Genomic DNA, 19,046 nt, shown 5'->3' with positions numbered 1-19,046 from the left:
CATGGTCGTGGTTATGGAGTCACGACGCGCACCCCGATATGATGATCCTGATAGGTTGGCAGATCTTCAAAGTGGCGGTAGGCTGAGCGGGCAACAAAGGCATTACTGCCCCACCAGCCACCTTTTTCGACCTTCCGCATACCCTCGGCTGGGCCTGGTGGGTCGTCACGCACGCGATCTGCATAGTAGCCAATATCAAGCCAATCCTGCACCCACTCCATTGCATTGCCAGCCATATCATGGGCACCAACCCAACTTACCCCATTGGGATAGCTGCCAACCGCGACGAGTCCGGTACTATCAATCACGTTAGCCCGAGTCGCATCGAAGCTATTGCCCCATGGATAGATCCGTGATTCTGGGCCACGGGCGGCGTATTCCCATTCGGCTTCGGTTGGCAAGCGACCGCCACGCCAACGACTGTAGGCTTCGGCCTCGTACCATGTAATACAAACGCGTGGATGATTTGACTGCTGATCTGGGCATTCAATCGGCACATTGCGGCGAGATTTACGCCAGCGCCAGCCGTTGGGCGACCAATATTGTTCCTGCTCATAGCCGCCAGCGTCAATAAATTTCTGGTAGTCGGCGTTAGAAACCTCGTATTGGTCGATCCAGTAGCCTTTGGTTAAGCAAACTTCGTGTTGTGGCTGCTCGCTATCCAGTGCGCCACGGGCCCATGCAGGTGGTGTTTCAGTCAGTGTCGCTGGGTCTGTTCCCATCATAAAACAGCCAGCAGGAACCCAGACTTGAGCTATACCTGCCGCATCAATCCGCGTTGTTCCAGCGGCCATCGTTGGCGTGACGACTGGTGTTGCAGTTTGTTCTGCGGTTGGTGGTGTTTCGCCTGCTGATCCCGCGTCCGATGCTTCACAAGCCGATAGTAAGAGTAGCGCTACGAGCGCATAGAAACCCCGCATAAACATCAAGACCTCCCATATGCACTGCACCATGTGGGCTGAAGTCTAGCGGGCGCTGCTAGCGGCGTAATCACCCAAAAGAGCGATTAACTCACGCGCCGATCTTAAGGATTGGCGATCAGGTTGAGCCTACGGGCACGAGCAATTGCTTGGGTACGGCTAGTGACCGCCAATTTGCTATAAATATTCTTTAGATGGGTTTTGATCGTGTTGAGCGTTACAACGAGCTGCTGGGCAATCTCTTGATTCGAGAAACCCGCCGCTAGCAATCGTATAACCGTAAGTTCGCGTTCGCTGAGCGGCTCGATTAAGCGATAGATTGGGCTAAGCTGCTCTGGCGTGGTGCTTCTAGGCAGTTCACAAACAACCAATAAACGTTGTACATACTGGCGCAACGTTGCCTGCACCTGTGGTTCGATCTGCACCAACAGGTTGGAAAGTGCTGGGCCTTCATCAACAAATAGGCGTAGATAATTCTCTGGTTCTGCCAAGCGTAGGGCTTGAATGAGCACCCTGCCCGCAACTGACCAATCCTGCTGTGCGGCAAGATTGAGTGCTTGCAGCAGATAAACTTCGATCACACTAGGAAGCCGTCCTGCGGCTTGATATGCAGGGAGCAGTTGCTCAAGCAGGGCGCTGGCTTGCTGATGCTGACCTTGGGCGATCAGGATACGCGCCAGCGTCAAATCTTCGGCATCATATATATTAAACTGCGGAAATGGATTTGCTAGCCGTTGGTATTCCTGCGCCCAGCGGGTTGCTGCCGCTAGATCGCCCTGTGCTAGTTGGAGCCGTGCTTGCCAGGTTGTAGCCCAGAGCAAGCCACGAGGTGAAGGGAGGGTCTGGGCAAGCGCAACCGCTTGGGCCATCGTTGCCAGTGCTTGCGCTGGTTCACCATGGGCTTGTTGGATGCGAGCAAGTTCAATTAACCCATTGCGCCGGGTTACATCCGCACCAACGTTCAGGCTATAGCCAATACCTTGTTGCAGATACTCGCGGGCTTCGGCTAGGTTGTTCCATTGCCGCAAAATCTGACCTAAATTTACGCAGGCGATGGCGCTTACGGCATGTTGGTGCTGTTCACGGGCTAGATGCAAGGTTTGGCGATACAAATCGGCAGCAGCATGAAATTGGCCTTGGAGCCAACGCAGTGAAGTTGTCTCAATCCACAAGAGCAACCGAATTGTATGAGCATGCTGGCGTTCGCTGGGGTGATGATGATCTGATGCGATGGAGGCCTCAAGTAATTCCTGTTCACATAACGCTTGGTGTAGTGCTGCCTCTGCTGCTACCGTATCGCCACTGATAATGTAGCCAGCACAGAGATTGCGCGTAATCATGCTGCGCAGCAAGGCACTATCTCGTGGCAGCGCGTTTAAGGCTTGGTGGGTTAGTGCCAACGTGGTTGGCATATCGCCCCGCCGACGGGCGATACTAGCCTGAAGTGCCTTGCGGTGACCATCTATCGCCCTGGTTTCGGCAGCTTCGTCGCTCATGGTGTGGCTGAGCAATTCGTCAATCAGGCTCAGATAATAGCCACTTGCTTCTAGCTGGTTTTGCTCGACGAGAAGCCATGCCGACCAAAGACAGAGATAGGCATTATGCTCAATGATCGTGGCGGGTAACGCATGTAACCATCCCTTCAAGATTGTATGTTCACCGCGCCACAACATGCGAAAACCGATTTTGGCAATCAATCGCCCAGCCCGTTCAAAATCGGCGGCGGCCAACGCATGGTTGATCGCCTCTGCTGGATAGCCCGCTTGTTCAAACCAACAACTAGCCCGCTTGTGAAGTTGTGCGATTCCTGCTGCACCCCATTGCTGCTTGGCATGGTGCAGCAAGCTTTCGCGAAAAAGCTGATGGTAGCGATACCAGTGGTGCTTGCGATCAAGTGCTACCACAAATAAATGCGAGCGTTCAAGGTAATCGAGCATTCCCGCTGTTGCACCGTGATCGGTCACAGCGGCACAGAGTGGCTCGCATAGTTGATCAAGGATCGCCGTTTGCAGCAAAAATTGCTGGATTGCGCTCGGTTGCTGTTGGAGCACCTCGTGCGAAAAATAATCAAATAGCGCCCGTTGATTGCTAACGCTGGAATCTAGTCCTTCACTCATGGTTAACTCGGGCTGACCTTGAAGTGAGAGCGCCGCTAGTTGTAGCCCTGCGATCCAGCCCTCGGTACGTGCCGCTAGGCTTGCGAGCACATCAGCTGCCAGATCGAGCTGCATGGTGGTGTGGAAAAACCTATGAATATCGGAATTGTTGAACCGTAACTCATCTACCAAAATCGTATTCAATCGACCTGCTGCCTGCCAACGAGCGAGTGGCATTGGTGGCTCGGTACGGCTGATCAGCACAAGCCGAAACGCCTGCGGCGCATGATCGAGCAGCCATGTCAGCTGATTGTGAATCGCTTGATTGTTGATTGTGTGATAGTCATCGAGCACGAGGGTAAGAGGCTGATTCAATAGCATTAGGTTATTAATCAGATTCGTTAGCACAAATGATAGATCAATTGCTTGTGGCGCATGGAGCAGTGCCAAAGCCTCGGTTGTGAGCAGTGGCGCAACCATATGCAGTGCTGTCAGGCTATAGCCCCAGAAACGACTAGGCTCGTTATCATTTGAATCAAGCGTAAGCCAGGCCAACGGATACGGCTGTGTTCGCGCCCATTCAGCGATCAGCGTCGTTTTGCCAAAGCCAGCCGAGGCACTTACCAGTGTTAACGGCAGCATTTGGTTGAAAACTGTGAAGATCGATCGGCGTGAAACGAACCTTGATCGCACTGCTGGAATGCTCAACTTGGTGTGAAGCAACGGAGTTGGTACGGGTACGCTTGGCTGCTTGGCCAACGTTGCAGCCGCTCGGATCAGCCGTTCGAGCGTGAGTTGCTCGGCTGATCCGAGATACACCTTAGCTATTTTTCCGGCCTTTTTACGATAGGCATACCAATATGCGCGGGCACGACGCGCTTCACGGCGGGCGGTAAAGGTTCCGCTACTGCACATAAAAGCGAATGCTGTGTGCGCCGGAGCATGCAGCCATTCGTACCACGCCCTTGATTCAACCGCTACCCGTTGGATTCGACCATTGATCGTATATTCAAGCCATTCAGTATCACAAATGGGTGTGGTTCGATGGCTAATCGCACGGAACACCATAGAGCGCCCTCCATCGCTGATGAGTTACCCAACAGTATACCCATCTTGTTCGTGATTTGTGGTAAAACAACTTCAGGAGAGCGCTGGTTAAACGATTAATTTTTTAGTTACGAATGACAAACGGCAAGAATAGTTTATACGTAGGTTGGTTAATTGGCGGTGCTGTCCAGGCACGCGACCCCTCAGTATTGCCATTAATATCAACCGCGCGGACAATCAGCGTGGCCTGAGCAGCCAACTCAAACGGCTGCTGATAACGAGTCCAGGTTGTTTGGTTGGGGAGACGATATTCTAAACCGCGTACTCCTTGATCATCGCTGGCACTCAAGCGAGCTTGCCATGTGGTATGTGTCTGGCTAAATGTTACCGTGGATACTGGAGCTTGTTGATCAGTAAAATCAAACGACGCTTGGGCTAAATTCGTTGCTAGTACCTGTTGCCCAACGATCGAAGGGTGATAATAATCGGCGGTAATCAACGTTGGTGAGATGGGCGCATTAAACAACAGATTTTGGTCAAAGCGGCAACGCAAATAGTCGTTACAAACCTCGCTCAATTGGCTGTTGAAATCGATAATCCGTTGGCGAACGCGCTGGCGACGCTCTACGTCAGCTGGCGCAGTGGACTCAGGATTTTCAAACATCGACTGACAGACATTAAATTGGTTCCAAATCGCGCGAGCAGTTGGATTGCCTTTGAAGGTTTGCCAGACTTGAAAGATATCGGGAATGCTGGCAATAAAAATTCGTGCTTCTGGCTCGTTGCTGGTTAATTGATTTAAGCCGCTGATGAGTTGCGCTCGGTAGGTTGCGACGCTGGTCATGGCACTTTCACTCGAACGACAAATATCGTTTGCCCCAAGCAAAATCGTTGCATATTGCGCATTGGCACTATTGGCCGTATTAACTTGGCTTAGTAAGGCGTTCATGCTTGAGCCACTGACCGCAACATTGGTGGCAGTGATTACTCCAGTGCTACTGCGGATGCGCTCGGCCAAACTATTGACCGTTGCATTCGTGCCGGTTGCCCAGCTATACTGGGGTCTATCGCCAATCTGGCCAATATTTCCATCGGCCAGAAAGGCTTGGGTAATTGAATCGCCAAACGCAACCATCCGCTGTGGATAGCCTACAACTGGCGGATCGATCACAGTAACCTGTGGTTTGGCTTGAATTTGCCCGCTACTGATTGCGATCAAGCCAACGAATAATCCCATCATCATACGACGCATAGTGAATCCTCATATGCAACTCGGCCAGAGTTGACTCAATTCCATAGCGTTACTCTACCAAAAATCCCCACCATACAGTAGCAGATTTGCAGTAGTTTCCTTGCACATATTGCGTATATTGATAGCAGTATCTCTGCACTACAAGGAGCATTAACCCATGGGAAATGATTTTATGTATGGCGATGCAAGTATTGGTGAAATCACCCTTGACCGTTGGAAGTTGATGCGTCAGTTATTACGTATTTTGATTGAGTATCTGAATCAAGCGATGCTTCGGAGTAATATCAGTGGGATTCGTAATCTGACTGTCTCACCCCATGCTCCATCCATTCCACCGCTGCCAATTCCTGCGATTGATCAACCGCCACGCGGCGCACTGTTGTTTGCGGCCATTTTTGAAGATCGATCTGACTGGCTGAATGAGATTGAGGTGCTTGATCCTGCTGAATGGCGGCGTTTATTTGCTTGGTATCATTATCTTGCTGCCCGCGATGGTGCACTCGACTTGTTTGAGCCTACGATGCAAGGCCTCTATCGCCGTACATCGGCGCTTGAGGAGTATTGATGAGGAGTGTAATAAAACACTCAGTATTTTTTATAAGAGAAACTATGGAAGATCAATTAATCCCATTGCTGCGGCCTATGACAATTGTGCCTGTGGCGAATTTAATCGATCAACGCAATGCTGTTCCGGCAGAATCAGGGATATATGGCTGGTGGTTTAAAACGCTTCCACCGCAAGTTCCTAGTGCAGGCTGTTTACAGGTTGATGATTGGACTTTGCTGCACATCGGAATTTCTCCCTCTGGGCATAATCCAAAAACGACCCGCCATTTGCGCCATCGTTTGAATGACCATTTGTCTGGTGGTGCTAATCGTTCGACCTTGCGGATGAGTTTAGGCTGTTTGTTGAGCGAGCAACTGAATTTATGCCTAGCTCCCCATGGAGCGAGTAAATATTTAACGTTTGGCGCTGGTGAGCAGCGCTTATCGCATTGGCTAACGCAGCATACTGGTATTTCTTGGATGCTGCATTCCCAGCCTTGGGAGCTTAAACCTATAATTCTTAAGCAATATTCCCTTCCACTCAATATCAACAATAATGATCATCCGTTTGTTGCGACGCTCAAGCGTTTGCGAGAGCAGGCAAAGCTTCAGGCTCGATTGGAATGAAATCTCCGTCATCAAGTATTCATAGTTTGTACTTGTTGACGGAGATTTTCGTATTGGTCTAGCTTAGAGGGTTCCAGCCCTGAGCTAGGTAACTGATGCTAGCGATTATTGAACCGTCACCCAAGGGAAATACCAGCGCACGATGGTTGGGGTCGGCGATGGTGTGATCGAAGGAACTGCCGTTGCCGTCGCGGTTTTGGTTGGTGTAATCGTCAGCGTCGCCGTCGCGGTTGGTGTAGTTGTTGAGGTTGCCGTCGCCGTCGCGGTTGGGCTTGCTGAAGGTGTAGCCGTCAGCGTTGCCGTTGCGGTTGCGGTTAGCGAAGCAATGGCTGTGGTGCTGGCAGTCGCAATTGCCGTTGGTGTGACCGATGGAACGCCAGTGGCAGTTACCGAAGGGACAATCGTCGCGCTTGGCGTAGCCGATGGAATGATCGTTGCACTGGCGGTTGGTGTTGCGCTAGCAATCGGTGTGGCCGATGGAATTGCGGTCGCGGTTGGCGTGGGTGTTGGCAAGGGATCAACGCTGCTGGTGCTACAGTGGCCCGCATAATCACAGGCTTTGACGATCACTATGCTTTGGCTATGCCCATTGACTCGACAACTGACGCTGAGCCGATTGATTCGCGCTGGATTTGGGTAGTAGCCATAGCTGATTGGGCTGCCAGCGCATGGCGAGAGTAACGAGTTTTCATCAATAAATAAATCCTCGGCGCTGATGACATAATCGGTGTAGCTATTTGCACCGCTGCCGCCTTGGGTTGCATTGATGCTGACCCGTGGGGCTTGGGTGTCGATGCTGCCACGCCAGATGATTCGCTCGTCGTTGGTGTTGGCAAAAGCATCGTTGCCGCGAACATGCAATTGATAAAAGCCTTCGCTAGCGGCTGGTGGGTTGTAGCTCCAGGTTGCCAGATCCGTGCCCTGCGCTTGAATTGGCGCTGATTGCCAAATTTCGCTGCTAGGGCTGCCATCAAAATGATAGGCTTCAAGCCAGATTTGGGCTTGGTTCACGCCTGCATGCTCGCTTTGAGCCAAAGCATAGATTTCACGCGCCGACAAGGCTCGCTCATAGATTTGCACTTCGTCAAGTTGACCATTGAAGAAGCCGCTGTTTGGCTTGGCCGCGCCAATCTGTAACGGCAGATTGCTGGTAGTGCCAAAGCTTTGTTCAACGCTGCCTAAATTTGTGCCATTCAAATAGGCCGTCCATTCGCTGCCAGTTTGTACCAAGGCGACATGCTGCCATTGATTTGGCGTGATCGTAGCGCTGATGCTGTTAGTCGTGCTGCCATTGAACAGACGAATGCTACGATAATCGCTGGCAATTTGCCAGTTGTAGCGGGTGTTGCTGCTATCAGCCAAGGCCAAAATGCTATAAGCCGAGCCAGTGCTGCTATTCCAATTCGGCTTGATCCAGGCGCTGAAGCTGGCTTGACTAAGGTTCAAACTTGCGGTTGTCGCCACGGTCAGGCGTTGTTGGTTGGCTGGGTTGAAACTGGCGGCCATGCCAAATTGGCCAGTTGCACTGCTGGGGCAGGCATTACAGCTTGCATGATAGTTATTGCCGCTGCTATCGTTGCGTGCTGCGGCTGTTTCAAAGTGATAGCTGGCGACGGCTCCATGCCAGCTTGGCAACTCGTTGAGTGTACCGCTAATCTGCCATGTTTCGCTAATTAACGGTGTTGCTGCGATCGCTTGGAACAGATCGACGCTTGGTGGTCGCCCATCGAGGAGTAAGCTTTGTTGCTGCGCTTGGTTTGCTCGCAAGGCGGTGGTTAATTGGTTGCCTACCTGATCAACCGCACTCATTTCGACCCGATAGCTGCCGCTTGGCCGACTGCCACTAATTTGATAATTGATCGACCAGCGTTCGCCATTAACCTGCGCTTGTTGCCAACTCTCGCTGCCAATCAAACGATTTTGTTGATCGAACAGGCCAATCAACACCTTGGTTTGCTCAAGGCCGCTGCCTGCGATGCCATTGCCAAGCTGTGGATCGCCGATCGTTCCCGATAATGTCAGCGTCCATTGCAGATCATGGTTGGCAACAGGCTGTAATGCACGCCAGTTTTGGTTGTGCTCGAGGGTTGCGATTGGCCCAGCGCCATCGACATACAGAGTTGCTGCTGCGCTGGTGGTTTCATGGCCAACTGCATCAACAGCGCGGAAGATTACTTGATAGCTTCCTGCTCCGCCAAATTTGCTAGGATCAATCACTGGACACCAAGCAGCGTTGTTGGCTTGGGCCTCGGCACATACGGCGACGCTTGTCCATTCGTAGCTGCTGGCTTGTGGCCCACGCACGCCCATATCGACCAAGCGGATGCTTGAGCTGGGGTCGGTAGCCGAAACCGCGAGTTGGAATGGCGCATTGGCTCGATAATGATTGCTTGCCAACAAACTAACGCTCGGCTGATCGTTATCAATCGTCAGATAGCTGGTTGATCGCGCTCGATACCAGCGTAAATCGCGCAAATAGAGGTTGTAGATTTCGGCAGTGCTCAATTCGCGTTGATAGATTGTAAGTTCATCGAGTTGGCCGCGGAATTGATCGTTGAACAAGCCTTGTTGGTCGGTGCTTGCGCCGATAAACAGCGGGTCGTCGTTGTTGGCGGGTACGGCGCTGCTGCCTGCGATGGTGTCGATATATTCGCCATCGAGGTAGAACTTGGCATCGTTGCTGGCATCGAATACGACCGCGACTTGCTGCCAAACCCGTGGAGCAACCGTGGCGCTGCTGCTATATTTGAAGCCGCCAAAGATGCCAAAATTCAAGGCTGAGCCGCTCAAGCCAAAGCCAAAACCATTGACTGAGTTATCGCGACCTGCGGCAATAAAGCGTTGCAACGAAGTGGTGTCGGTGATAGTATCGGGTTTGACCCATGCCAAAATTGTGAATTGATTTTGTAAATTGTTGATTGCATTGGCTTGATCAACTTGGATTGCGCCTTTGCCATCGAACAACACGGTGCGGCCAATTTTGCCATCGGTGCCAGGTGCTGGATTGTGGCGATACAAGAGTTGATCATCGATCGCCCAGCGCAGGGTGATGCGATTGCTGCCCTGTTGGAAAATGGCGCTACCGTTGCCAATAGCGGCTACATCAATCGTTTTATTGGCGATCAGGCTGGTGCTGCCATTGCTGTTGATCAAACCAACGCTCAGTTGATCGCCTGCACAGAGCACGCTGCTGGCAGAGAGCGGTTGGGTAACTTGGCTATTTAAGCGAATGCTGGCTAGCCGATCGTTGGCTTTGGCGACGTACAGGGTGCTCGGACTGGTAGCCAATTGATTCGCGCGAATGCTCTCAAGATCGAGCGTGGCACATTGGGTCGTGATTGGTTTGCCCAAATAGCCAGCTTGCGAACGATCGTGAAACTCGCTGGTGTTTTGCTCCTCGTCGAATTCAAATTTCAAGATTGGTGCTGACGTTTTGTATAAGCTTTGAATTTGGCTCGCGCTCAAGACTACCTGATAAATCCGCAGATCATCCAAGTAGCCCCGATAGAAATCGCCACCATCGCCTTGATTTGCGCCAATCGTTGGAAACTGCGAACTCAGGCTAGCGTGGGTTCCGTTGGCTCCAGGCAAGGCGGTGCTGGCGGCCAACTGACCGTTGATATAGACCGTTGCCAGTTGGTTGGTTTTATCGTAATTGGCGACGACATGGCTCCACTGGCCTTCTGGCAACTCGAATGGCACGACAAAGCTCGCATTGCCACCGCTAGCGGTTGAGCCATCAAGATCGATGGTGATCAAGAAGTTATCATAGGCTAGACGTAGACCAGTGGCGTTGTTGGGGTTGCGCAAATCGGCAATTGTGCCGCTGTTGCCATTGACCCATGCCGCGATGGTTGTGGCTTCAGGGCTACAACATTGGTCGCTGAAACGCAAATGATCGCCGTTGCCATCGAAATAGGCGGCTCGCTCAACATACCCACGCAAGCCAGCGCTTGGACAATCGGGATTGCTACATTCGAGGTTGGTTTTATCGTAGCCCAAATTCGACCAATAGCTGACATTGCCAACATTTTTGAAGTTTTGCGAGCCTGGCACATCTTCAAAGGGCAAGAAGATTGGCAGTTTGTTGGCGTTGAGGTCGGTAACGGGATAGCCAATATTCTGTTGTAAGGCAATTGCGGCTTCGGCTTCTTGCTCAAAGCGCTGTTGGCTGCTGATAATGTTGGGATTAACCTGAGCAGTGCTGCTGACAACCATGCTGGTTTGAGCTGGCAAGTGGAACGGCGCAAAATCTGCATCGATCTTAATCGCTGGATAGGTGCTTTGCATCAAGAATTGCACCGCATCCCGCTCGATCACCGCTGGAATAATCACTAATTCATCAAGCTGGCCTTGGTAGAAGTTGCTATTATTCAGGGCTGCACCAATCCGCAGTTGGGGAATATCGAGCCGATTGAGATGCCCAGTGCCGCTGATTGCCAAGGTTCCATCGAGATAAAGCTTGATTGCGCCAGTTTGTTTGTGACGCGTGGCAACCACATGATGCCATTGATTATCGTTGATTGCTCTTGTTTTGATCGTGGTACTTGTGCCGTTGCTATTGCCGAGGCCAAACATCACTTGACCATTGTTGCCAAGGCTGATGCCGAAGTCGTTGCTTGGACTCAGCACATTGGCATCGATTAAGCCTGTGCCTTGCCACCAATTGCTGGCCGCGCCACTGGTTTGGTTGCTACGCAGCCAGAAACTAATGCTGAAATCTTCGCTGATGCTGCGATCAAGCAGCAAGCTATCGTTGAGGCCATCGAAACTAAGCGCCTGATCGTAGCGGCCATTTTGCTCAAATGCTGGGCAAGTTAACACAAACTCACAGCTAGCAACCCGAGCTTGATTGACATGATTGCGCATTTCGCTATCAAACGGCGGCGCATCAAAACTTAGGTTATAGCTGCCTTGAATAAACAGATCATCGATCGAAGCTTTGAGCGGATTGGTATTAGCGACCGAACGTCCGATGCGGCTGGGCGCTAGCTCCAATGGGCCAATGCTAAATTGACTGTCGATCAGCACTAAGCTGCCGTTGGCATAGACCATCACACTAGAACGGCTACTGGAGTTGAAGGCGATCACAAAATCGAACTCAAGTTGCACCCAAGTGTTAAGGTTGGCTTGGCTGAAAATCGTGCTTGAAGTCAAGGTCGTGCCTGGCGAAATGTGCATAATCAACTGGCCGCTGGAATTAATCGTCAGGTCCAAACAATAGCTGTTGCTGTTGGCACAAACCGTATCGAGCAAGCTGACAACTTGGCCGCTGGCTGGTAGTTGCTCAAGTTTGACCGCCATACGCAATGTGCGCTCGCCAGGCGTAAAGCTGGCACTATTGGGCAAATTGAGATAATCGTCGTTGCCATCAAGCCGAATCGCTTGGCCGTTGTAGCCTTGCAGTTGATAGCTCGGACAAGTGCTGCTCGTGCCACAACTGAGCGCTTGTTGGTTGCCCGCCGTGTTGTGATAGTAATTGCCAGTATAGCCATAATCTTCGTTGAAATTGAGGTCGAGCAAGCGCACATTCTTTTCGTTGGTTGCCCAGAGATAGCCTAAACTGCCTTGGAATGCCTTGCTGTTGGCGTTCGCCCCCAACCTTGCATTGCCAATATTCAAGCGTGGCCAATAACTATAATCTAGCCGACTATCTTGGGTTCCGTTGATCGAAAGCGTTGTGCGGCCTGTAGTATCGCTGAAATTGCGATAATCAAGCTGCACTTCGACCCACATATTAAGATTATTAGCGAACGAATAAACGCTATAGTGCGGTTTGCGCCATGTGCTATCGGTGGTGCTGCCGTTGTAATAACTGCTGCTGGTACTGCCACCAACGCTGATAACCAAATTGCCAGCACTATTAATCACAATTTGTAAATCGCTGGTTGCGCTGACAACGCTGCTATAAATTGTGGCAGTTTGGCCAGAGGCAGGCAATTGCTCAAGTTTGATTGAGAATTTGAGCGAACGCAGCATCTCGCCAGTTGCCACGTCAGCATCAAGCTGCATCGGAATGCTCAATTGGTCGTCGATCCCATCGAAGCGCACGGCATAATCGCGACCGCCGAGCAATTCGCTGGTGGGGCAGCGCTGACCAAGACAATAGGCAGTTTCGTTCGAGCCAGCACTATTGCGATAGCTTTGTTGGCGATCAAGCGTTTCCATGCGCAAAGCAATATTTGGGTTCGCCAGATCAGGATCGCTGGTTTGGTTGCTGGCGCTCAGTTGGCCATTGACGCTTTGGGCGGGCAAGGTGTTGGAAATCGTGGCTTGATAACTCAGCGCTGCGCCTGGAGCCAATAAGCGATCATTTGGATTGTAGCGCCCTTGCATCAGATCATTGATTTGGGCCGTGCCAAGCGTGCGATCAAACACCGCAACTTCATCGAGCAGGCCTTTGAAATTATTGGCAGCTTCGTTGCTGTTGGAGTTGTTGCGGCCAACTTTTAATGTATCGTTGGCGTTATCGCGGTTGTTAGTGCGGTAATTAGTGCTGGTTCGATTGGTGCGGTCAATGCCATCGATGTAGATCGTGCCCGTCAAATTGGGGTAATCCCATTCGACTGCCACATGATGCCAGCGATCGTCGTTGACACTTTGGTTGCTGGTGATGTAGTTGTTGCCAAAACCGACGAAGGTTGGTTGGCCGTTGGCATTAATGTAGAACGATTTTTCGCCGCGTTCCCACGTGCTATCGCCATCGTTCTTAGTGATGATCGCCTGTTTGGTGCTGGTCGTTTTGACCCATGCAGCCAAAGTAAAGCTGGCTTGGGCTAATTCGAGCATACCAACATTGCTATTGAGTTGATCGTTGGTGCCATCGAATTTAACTCCATTGGCATAGCGCCCAATCGCCAAACTTGGGCATTGACTTGGGCTACAACGCAGCGTGTGATTTGCGCCTGAGCTATCGGCGAAGGCTTGGCTTTGTTCGCGCTCGCCAAATTGCGCCAACAAACGCGGGGCGTTTTGCTCGTTGACGCTGAGTCGTTCGATCTCGACTAAATTATCAATTAACGAAGGATCGGTGGCGACCCACGGGTTGAAGCCAAAGGTATATTCTTCTAAATCGCTGAGCGAATCGTTATCGGCATCGCTGCTATTGCCCGACCATATCCGCGCGAGTTTGGTCTGAGTGCTACTAAGATCGCTGTAGGCGACTAGCCAACCCTGTTTGAACTCAACATAATCAACCAGGCCATCGCTATCGCTATCGCGGTTGAGCGGGTTGGTGTGGTAGGCATGCTCCTCAAAATCGCTCAATTGGTCTTGATCGCTGTCGCCATTCTGGGGATTTGTACCGTTGCTCAGCTCAACATAATCTGATAAGCCATCGTTGTCGCTATCGAAGCGCGTATCATCGGGGTCAACGCCACCCAAGGCTTGGCTGATCAAGCCATCGCCATCAGCATCTTTAATTTGGTTAAAGCGCAGATCGGGGTTCATGTTCCAATCGAGGTTGGCAAATTGCTCGATCGTATCAGGCAAAATATCGAAATATTGAAATTCGCCAATGTTGGAATGGCTCGAACCCTTGGTGTCATACCATGTGCAATCGACTTCAATCGTTGCGACCAACCAACAGCCTTCATAGGGCGCGACCGAAGCTTCGGTAATAAATAACTGCTGACCAAGTGAGCGATTGATGCCTGTGCCAACATCGCTGAAGGGCAAGGCTTCTGGCAGGCTAATCTCGGCGCTGGTTTGAATCTGGCGATTGCCGATCGCATCCCATTCGTTGCGCATTTGATTTTGCCCAAGCGCTGCGTGTTGATCGGTGGCGCTGCGTTGCAACCAATAACGGAAGGTCGAACGGCGAGCATCGCCTACGTCGAAATGGTCGTTATATTTGAGTGTATTAGTGACGGCGAAGGTCATGCTCAAAGCATTCGAGCGTACAAAACCCAATTCAGGATACAGCAAATCGATCGTTTTGCTGGTGATGTTGAGCCGATTGGGATCGCTCAGGTTATCGAGCAGGTTATTGGCTTCGTAGAGTTGGTCGGCGATAAATTGGCTCATCCAATCGCTAAAGCCACGAATATTGAACAGCCGCAAGATCAAATCGACCAACGAAATAATTGCCACGATCAACGGCCCGATAATCGGAATGAAGGCAATTACCAGCATCACAAAAATCATAATTGTGGCAGCGATTGCCTGCGCTAAGGCCAAATTGGCGCTATGCGAACCCCAGCCAAATTGGCCGCTGGCCAGTTGGAAGATAAACACCCCCCAAATCATGGTCAGGGCAATCACCAAATTAACTGTGCCCAGCGAACGATTGGCCTTGGCCACTGATTGCAGCATGCTCAACGTGGAAATTAATGTTGAACCAGCCCGCACAACCGCCGTCATTTGGCTGACGATCATGGTGATGCGGGTAACCACCAGCAACATTGATGCTGCGGTCAGGATAATTTGGCTGGTTTTGATTAGTGCGGCGTTATTGGTGGTCAAGCCAATTAACAGCAAGGTTCCGCCCAGCAAAGTCAAGCCAATCGAAACCCCAATCGCATAATTGGTGGCGGCACGAACTGTTTTGAGGCCTTGCAAGCTTGTCGGGTCGATCTTGTCGTGGCTGAGCGTGCGGTCGAATTTGGCCCATTTATTCGAAGTTGATTGGGCTTTGCGCAGATTTTTATAGACTTTTTGCAATTGTTCAGCGTAGAGATTCGCCGTTGCCGCAAAGCCATGCCCACCGCTTGGGCTAGGGTTCACAAACCAGGTTGCTTGATAATCCTGTTCGGTTAGGGCATCGGCGCTTGGTTTCCAAACGGGCACGCTATCGATTTCAGCCAGCCCCAAAAAGCCTTGATTAATGCTGGCATAAAACAGCTGTGCCCAAATTAATTTACCTGATAATTCTTCGCCAACTTCATGTTGAATAAAGGTTTGGTTGGTGCGCAGCGTGGTTTCCAACAAGGTCAGATAATCATCAATTGCATAATTTTGCCAAGCACCATTAATAAATTGATAGGTAGCCCAACTCATTCCCGCAATCGTGGTTAATTTAATCGTGCTGGGGTTGAGATCAAAGCGAGCTAGGCCATTACTTAAACCAGCGCCATCTTGTAAATTTAGGCTACGATTGCTTTTTTCTTGGGCAATCAGCAAGCTTGGGTTGGTTTGGCTGCTATAACTATTAAATTGCGTTTCAAGCAGGTCGCTAATTTGCTGCATCGATATTTGCGAGAGATAGCCTTCGTGCAAGAAATTGCTGGTTTGCACTGCTATGTTGCTGCTGTTGCTCGACCAGCTTGCGATTTGGCTGGCCAGATTGTTGATGCGCACATCGCGTTGGCCGTTGCCTTGGCAGGTGGTGCCGTTGAGTGTATCGCAATCGCGACCACGAATAAACGTGTTATTAAGATTCCAGGCAACCATCCACAACTCGTCGTCAAGTTGTAAATTGCTGTCGCTGCTTGGTTGCTCGTACATGATTGCGGTTTTTGCGCCATGATCTTCGCTGACGCTCATGCCTGCCAGCGACCACGCTTCGTCGTAAATCTGCACGATACTCAGGTTTTCTTGGCGGGCGCAGGTGCTGGGGTCGGCTTCAGCATCAACACATTCATCGGTGATCATCTGCACCAGCCAAACCAAACGCACTTGTTGCGCCGCGCCCCAATTGGCCGTGCCGTTGCTGCCTTGTTCGGGATAATAGAGCATGCGAGCAGCAAAGGCCGCTGGATTACCACCCATGCTATTGCTAACCCGCACAACTGGCACATAGGCTAGCAAATTCCCTGAATTCGTATCGAGATCACGCACGGTAATGCCATATGGATCAAGTTCGCTTGAATCGAGCCATTGCTCAACGCCCACGCCAAGTTGGCGCTGATTATTTTGGTAGGTCGTGGTAATTGGCAAGTTAGCATAATGACCAGTGCTGTAGGGCATGGTAATTTCCAGCATCGGCACCATCATCACATCACCATAATCGGCGTTGATCGCGTTGATCCGAATATCGCTGTTGGTGCTGGTGGCAAAGGTCGTGTCGAGCACTCGCTGAATTTGGCCTTGATTGTCGTTGGCAGGCCAATCCAAAATGCGCGAAGAATAGCTCAAATGCTCAAGATCGGTTGGCCGCAGCTGAAAATCAACAAAAACTGGGCGATTGGTTTTGAGGTTATCAATTTGCAACTTGAGCGGATTTTGATCATCAAAAACTGCGCTGCTCAGCAAATTGGGCGAAAGATCAACATCATCATTAATCCCATCGTTATCGTTATCGCGATCAAACAGATCGGGCTGGCCGTCGCCATCAGTATCAGGGCAGATCGCGTTGGGATTGTAGGCGTTTGAGGTTTGCGACCAAATGCCACAATCGACGCTATCGAGCAAGCCATCTTGATTACTATCGTTGCTCAGTGGGTCGAGATACCATTGTTGGCCTTGGTAGCGAAACCCCTTCACTTCCAAACCGTCGGGAATCGAATCGCCATCGCTATCGCTGTTGCGTGGCAATGTGCCAAGTTGATTGACTTCCGCGCCATCGCTCAAGCCATCGCCATCGTAATCTTTGGCGTTGCTCACGCCAGCACAATAGCCAGTGCTTGAGCCAAGCGTGGCGCAGCTATACCAATCGTCTTCATCGGCATCGCTTAAGCCATCGCCATCGCTATCGCTGCCGTTGCTGGCAAGTTGTTTAGGACTAAGCGCTTGGGCTTCTGGTTTGGTGTTGGGTTGCCAAAGGTTTTGAGTTTTGGTCATTGCCTGTTGCTGTAACTCGGCTTGGGCTTGTTGTTCAGTTTGTTCGGCCTGTTTGGCGAGTTGCTTGCTGCGGGTGGCAGCAACATTTTCGGCCTGCAGCATGGGCGTGATCAACATGGCGCTAATCACACTGGCAGCCATCAGTGTTTGGGTGCGACGTTTGCGCCAAAACACTACAGCCAAGGCCAAAAGCAAAATTTCTAAACATGGAATCAAGGCGATTTGGGCGAGTGGCTGCAATTGGCGTTGAGTTTGATCAAGGCGATAGCCCAACCAACGATCAGGCTGTTGCCAAAACGAACTACTTGCTAAAGCCAAACGACGCTGATCAAAATCGAAGAAATCGGAGCGAATGGTGGCGCTGACGTTTGAGCCATCAGCTTGGGCTGGCAAATTCAAATGTAGGTTCAGACGGCTGGGCAAGCCATGCTGATCAAGCCAAACTTCGCCTGTACCATTCATTTGGGCGTAGCTGGTGCTGGTATCGAGGCTCATGCCGACTGGTAACTCGCCGCGTTGGCGCAATTGGGCTTCGAGTTTGGGTTGCAAATAGGTGGCGAATTGCTCGCCATTGAAATTAAATTGATAGTGTTGAAACTCCAAGCGCAAATTACCAACGTTGCGCGTTTCTTTGCCAAGGCTGGTTACCTGCTCAAGCCCTGCTAAAAAGCCCAAGGGATCGCCAGCTGGTGCAAAAAGATCGCTCGATTGCTCGATTGGCTGCCAATTGCCAGTGCCATAACGCCCAAAGCTGCGGCCTTGCTCAATTTTCAGGGCGAAACTATTGCTGACATTTTGCTCGGCGTTGTTAGCAATCGTCATTTCCATGCGATCAGCGGCCTGATCGATCGTGCCATTGATGCTTAAACGCTCGCTGCGTTGCGGATTGGCTCCAGCATTGGCAAGGCTGGGTGCGGCGGTGGTCGTTTGGGCCAGATCAATGCTATAGCGATAGCTGCCGCTGATTTGCGCCAATTGCCAGGCTCGCTGAATGGGATCAGCGCTGGTTGGCAAGGCTTGTGGCGAGCGAGCCAGCCCAGCCAACCCGAGACAAAGCAGCGTTAATAAACCGACGATTCGCCATGGCGTAAGCGTGTTCAACCAGCGCATAAAGCACCCTTTCCTAGGAATAACTTGCAGATTACAACGTCAAAGGTCTAGCAGAATTATTTTTATGACACATAGTGTGTCTTTATTTTGATGGGAGAATATCAACCTGTTGAAACAAGATTGATTTTAATTAAGACACATAGTGTGTCAAATTATAAAGATGAGTTGAGAGCTTGTCAAGCAGCAAGTTATGCTAGGATACAAGTGCTACTTGATAGGAGAATGGCTATGGAGATTAAACCGTTAGTGATCGGCTTGGGTACAGAGCGGCGACTGGTTTTGCATTTTGTTGAACTTGATCTGCGGGAGCAACGAGTTTTGGTGAGCCTCACAGTTAAGGATCACTGGTTGCGGGTCGAAGATTTTCGGTGTTGGTTTGCACGGACAACACTGGAAACGTTTGCGGAACAGCTTGAGCCTTGGCTAAGGGTGCGGACAACTGATGCAGCATTAATCAGCGATTTTGATTATGAAGAAATTAATAATTTTAGTTTGAAATTGCAAGTACTTGGTGGACGAGGTGATATTCGTGTGGTATATGCGCTCGATGCAACTGAGTATGAATTGCTTGTGGCGAATGGAGAATTTGATTTCAATCTGGATTTTCTGTGGCAATTTGTGACCGATGTTCAACAACATGCTGCTACGCTTGCGCAGATCTGGAATGATCCAGCGATTCGGGCCGCCTATCCTCATGTATATCCGTTATCTGAGCCAATTGATTAAATT

At 50.8% G+C, this 19,046-nt stretch carries 7 protein-coding genes; 3 read left to right on the top strand and 4 right to left on the bottom strand.

Annotated elements, in window-relative coordinates; all coding sequences use genetic code 11:
• Window positions 1-11 precede the first annotated feature (11 nt).
• The 3 genes from DEF47_RS01975 to DEF47_RS01965 form a co-directional block, all read right to left on the bottom strand.
• Window positions 12-920, bottom strand: coding sequence for a formylglycine-generating enzyme family protein (locus DEF47_RS01975; RefSeq protein WP_287044940.1), 909 nt, complete (start codon window positions 918-920; stop codon window positions 12-14).
• A 104-nt stretch (window positions 921-1,024) separates the two neighbouring features.
• Window positions 1,025-4,084: a winged helix-turn-helix domain-containing protein gene (locus DEF47_RS01970; protein ID WP_012189542.1), complete on the bottom strand. Its 3,060-nt coding sequence runs from the start codon at window positions 4,082-4,084 to the stop codon at window positions 1,025-1,027.
• A gap of 103 nt (window positions 4,085-4,187) precedes the next feature.
• Window positions 4,188-5,315 carry an SGNH/GDSL hydrolase family protein gene (locus tag DEF47_RS01965; protein WP_012189543.1) on the bottom strand — a complete coding sequence of 376 codons (1,128 nt, stop codon included), beginning with the start codon at window positions 5,313-5,315 and terminating at the stop codon, window positions 4,188-4,190.
• A gap of 157 nt (window positions 5,316-5,472) precedes the next feature.
• Here DEF47_RS01965 and DEF47_RS01960 point away from each other — a divergent pair, with 157 nt between their 5' ends.
• Window positions 5,473-5,880: a hypothetical protein gene (locus DEF47_RS01960; protein ID WP_012189544.1), complete on the top strand. Its 408-nt coding sequence runs from the start codon at window positions 5,473-5,475 to the stop codon at window positions 5,878-5,880.
• On the top strand, window positions 5,880-6,488 hold the full coding sequence (locus DEF47_RS01955; protein ID WP_287044939.1) for a GIY-YIG nuclease family protein: 609 nt from the start codon (window positions 5,880-5,882) through the stop codon (window positions 6,486-6,488). Before DEF47_RS01960 ends, DEF47_RS01955 begins: the two co-directional genes overlap by 1 nt.
• Window positions 6,489-6,593: 105 nt before the next feature.
• On the opposite strand, the gene DEF47_RS01950 is transcribed toward DEF47_RS01955, so the two are convergent.
• Window positions 6,594-18,317, bottom strand: a complete 11,724-nt coding sequence (locus DEF47_RS01950) for a LamG-like jellyroll fold domain-containing protein (RefSeq protein ID WP_012189546.1) — start codon at window positions 18,315-18,317, stop codon at window positions 6,594-6,596.
• A 228-nt stretch (window positions 18,318-18,545) separates the two neighbouring features.
• Between DEF47_RS01950 and DEF47_RS01945 the strand changes: the two genes are divergently transcribed.
• On the top strand, window positions 18,546-19,043 hold the full coding sequence (locus DEF47_RS01945; RefSeq protein ID WP_012189547.1) for a hypothetical protein: 498 nt from the start codon (window positions 18,546-18,548) through the stop codon (window positions 19,041-19,043).
• The last annotated feature ends 3 nt before the right edge of the window (window positions 19,044-19,046 follow it).

The sequence above is a fragment of the Herpetosiphon sp. genome (assembly GCF_003512625.1).
GTDB classification, from domain to species: domain Bacteria; phylum Chloroflexota; class Chloroflexia; order Chloroflexales; family Herpetosiphonaceae; genus Herpetosiphon; species Herpetosiphon aurantiacus.
The sequence above is the reverse complement of the archived record's forward strand: the minus strand, read 5'-3'. Positions and strand labels throughout refer to the sequence as shown.

What these genes read in the sequence shown, in the direction of transcription:
- DEF47_RS01975 (WP_287044940.1), bottom strand. Translation starts at nt 920, where the DNA reads ATGCGGGGTTTCTATGCGCTCGTAGCGCTACTCTTACTATCGGCTTGT.
- DEF47_RS01970 (WP_012189542.1), bottom strand. Translation starts at nt 4,084, where the DNA reads ATGGTGTTCCGTGCGATTAGCCATCGAACCACACCCATTTGTGATACT.
- DEF47_RS01965 (WP_012189543.1), bottom strand. Translation starts at nt 5,315, where the DNA reads ATGCGTCGTATGATGATGGGATTATTCGTTGGCTTGATCGCAATCAGT.
- DEF47_RS01960 (WP_012189544.1), top strand. Translation starts at nt 5,473, where the DNA reads ATGGGAAATGATTTTATGTATGGCGATGCAAGTATTGGTGAAATCACC.
- DEF47_RS01955 (WP_287044939.1), top strand. Translation starts at nt 5,880, where the DNA reads ATGAGGAGTGTAATAAAACACTCAGTATTTTTTATAAGAGAAACTATG.
- DEF47_RS01950 (WP_012189546.1), bottom strand. Translation starts at nt 18,317, where the DNA reads ATGCGCTGGTTGAACACGCTTACGCCATGGCGAATCGTCGGTTTATTA.
- DEF47_RS01945 (WP_012189547.1), top strand. Translation starts at nt 18,546, where the DNA reads ATGGAGATTAAACCGTTAGTGATCGGCTTGGGTACAGAGCGGCGACTG.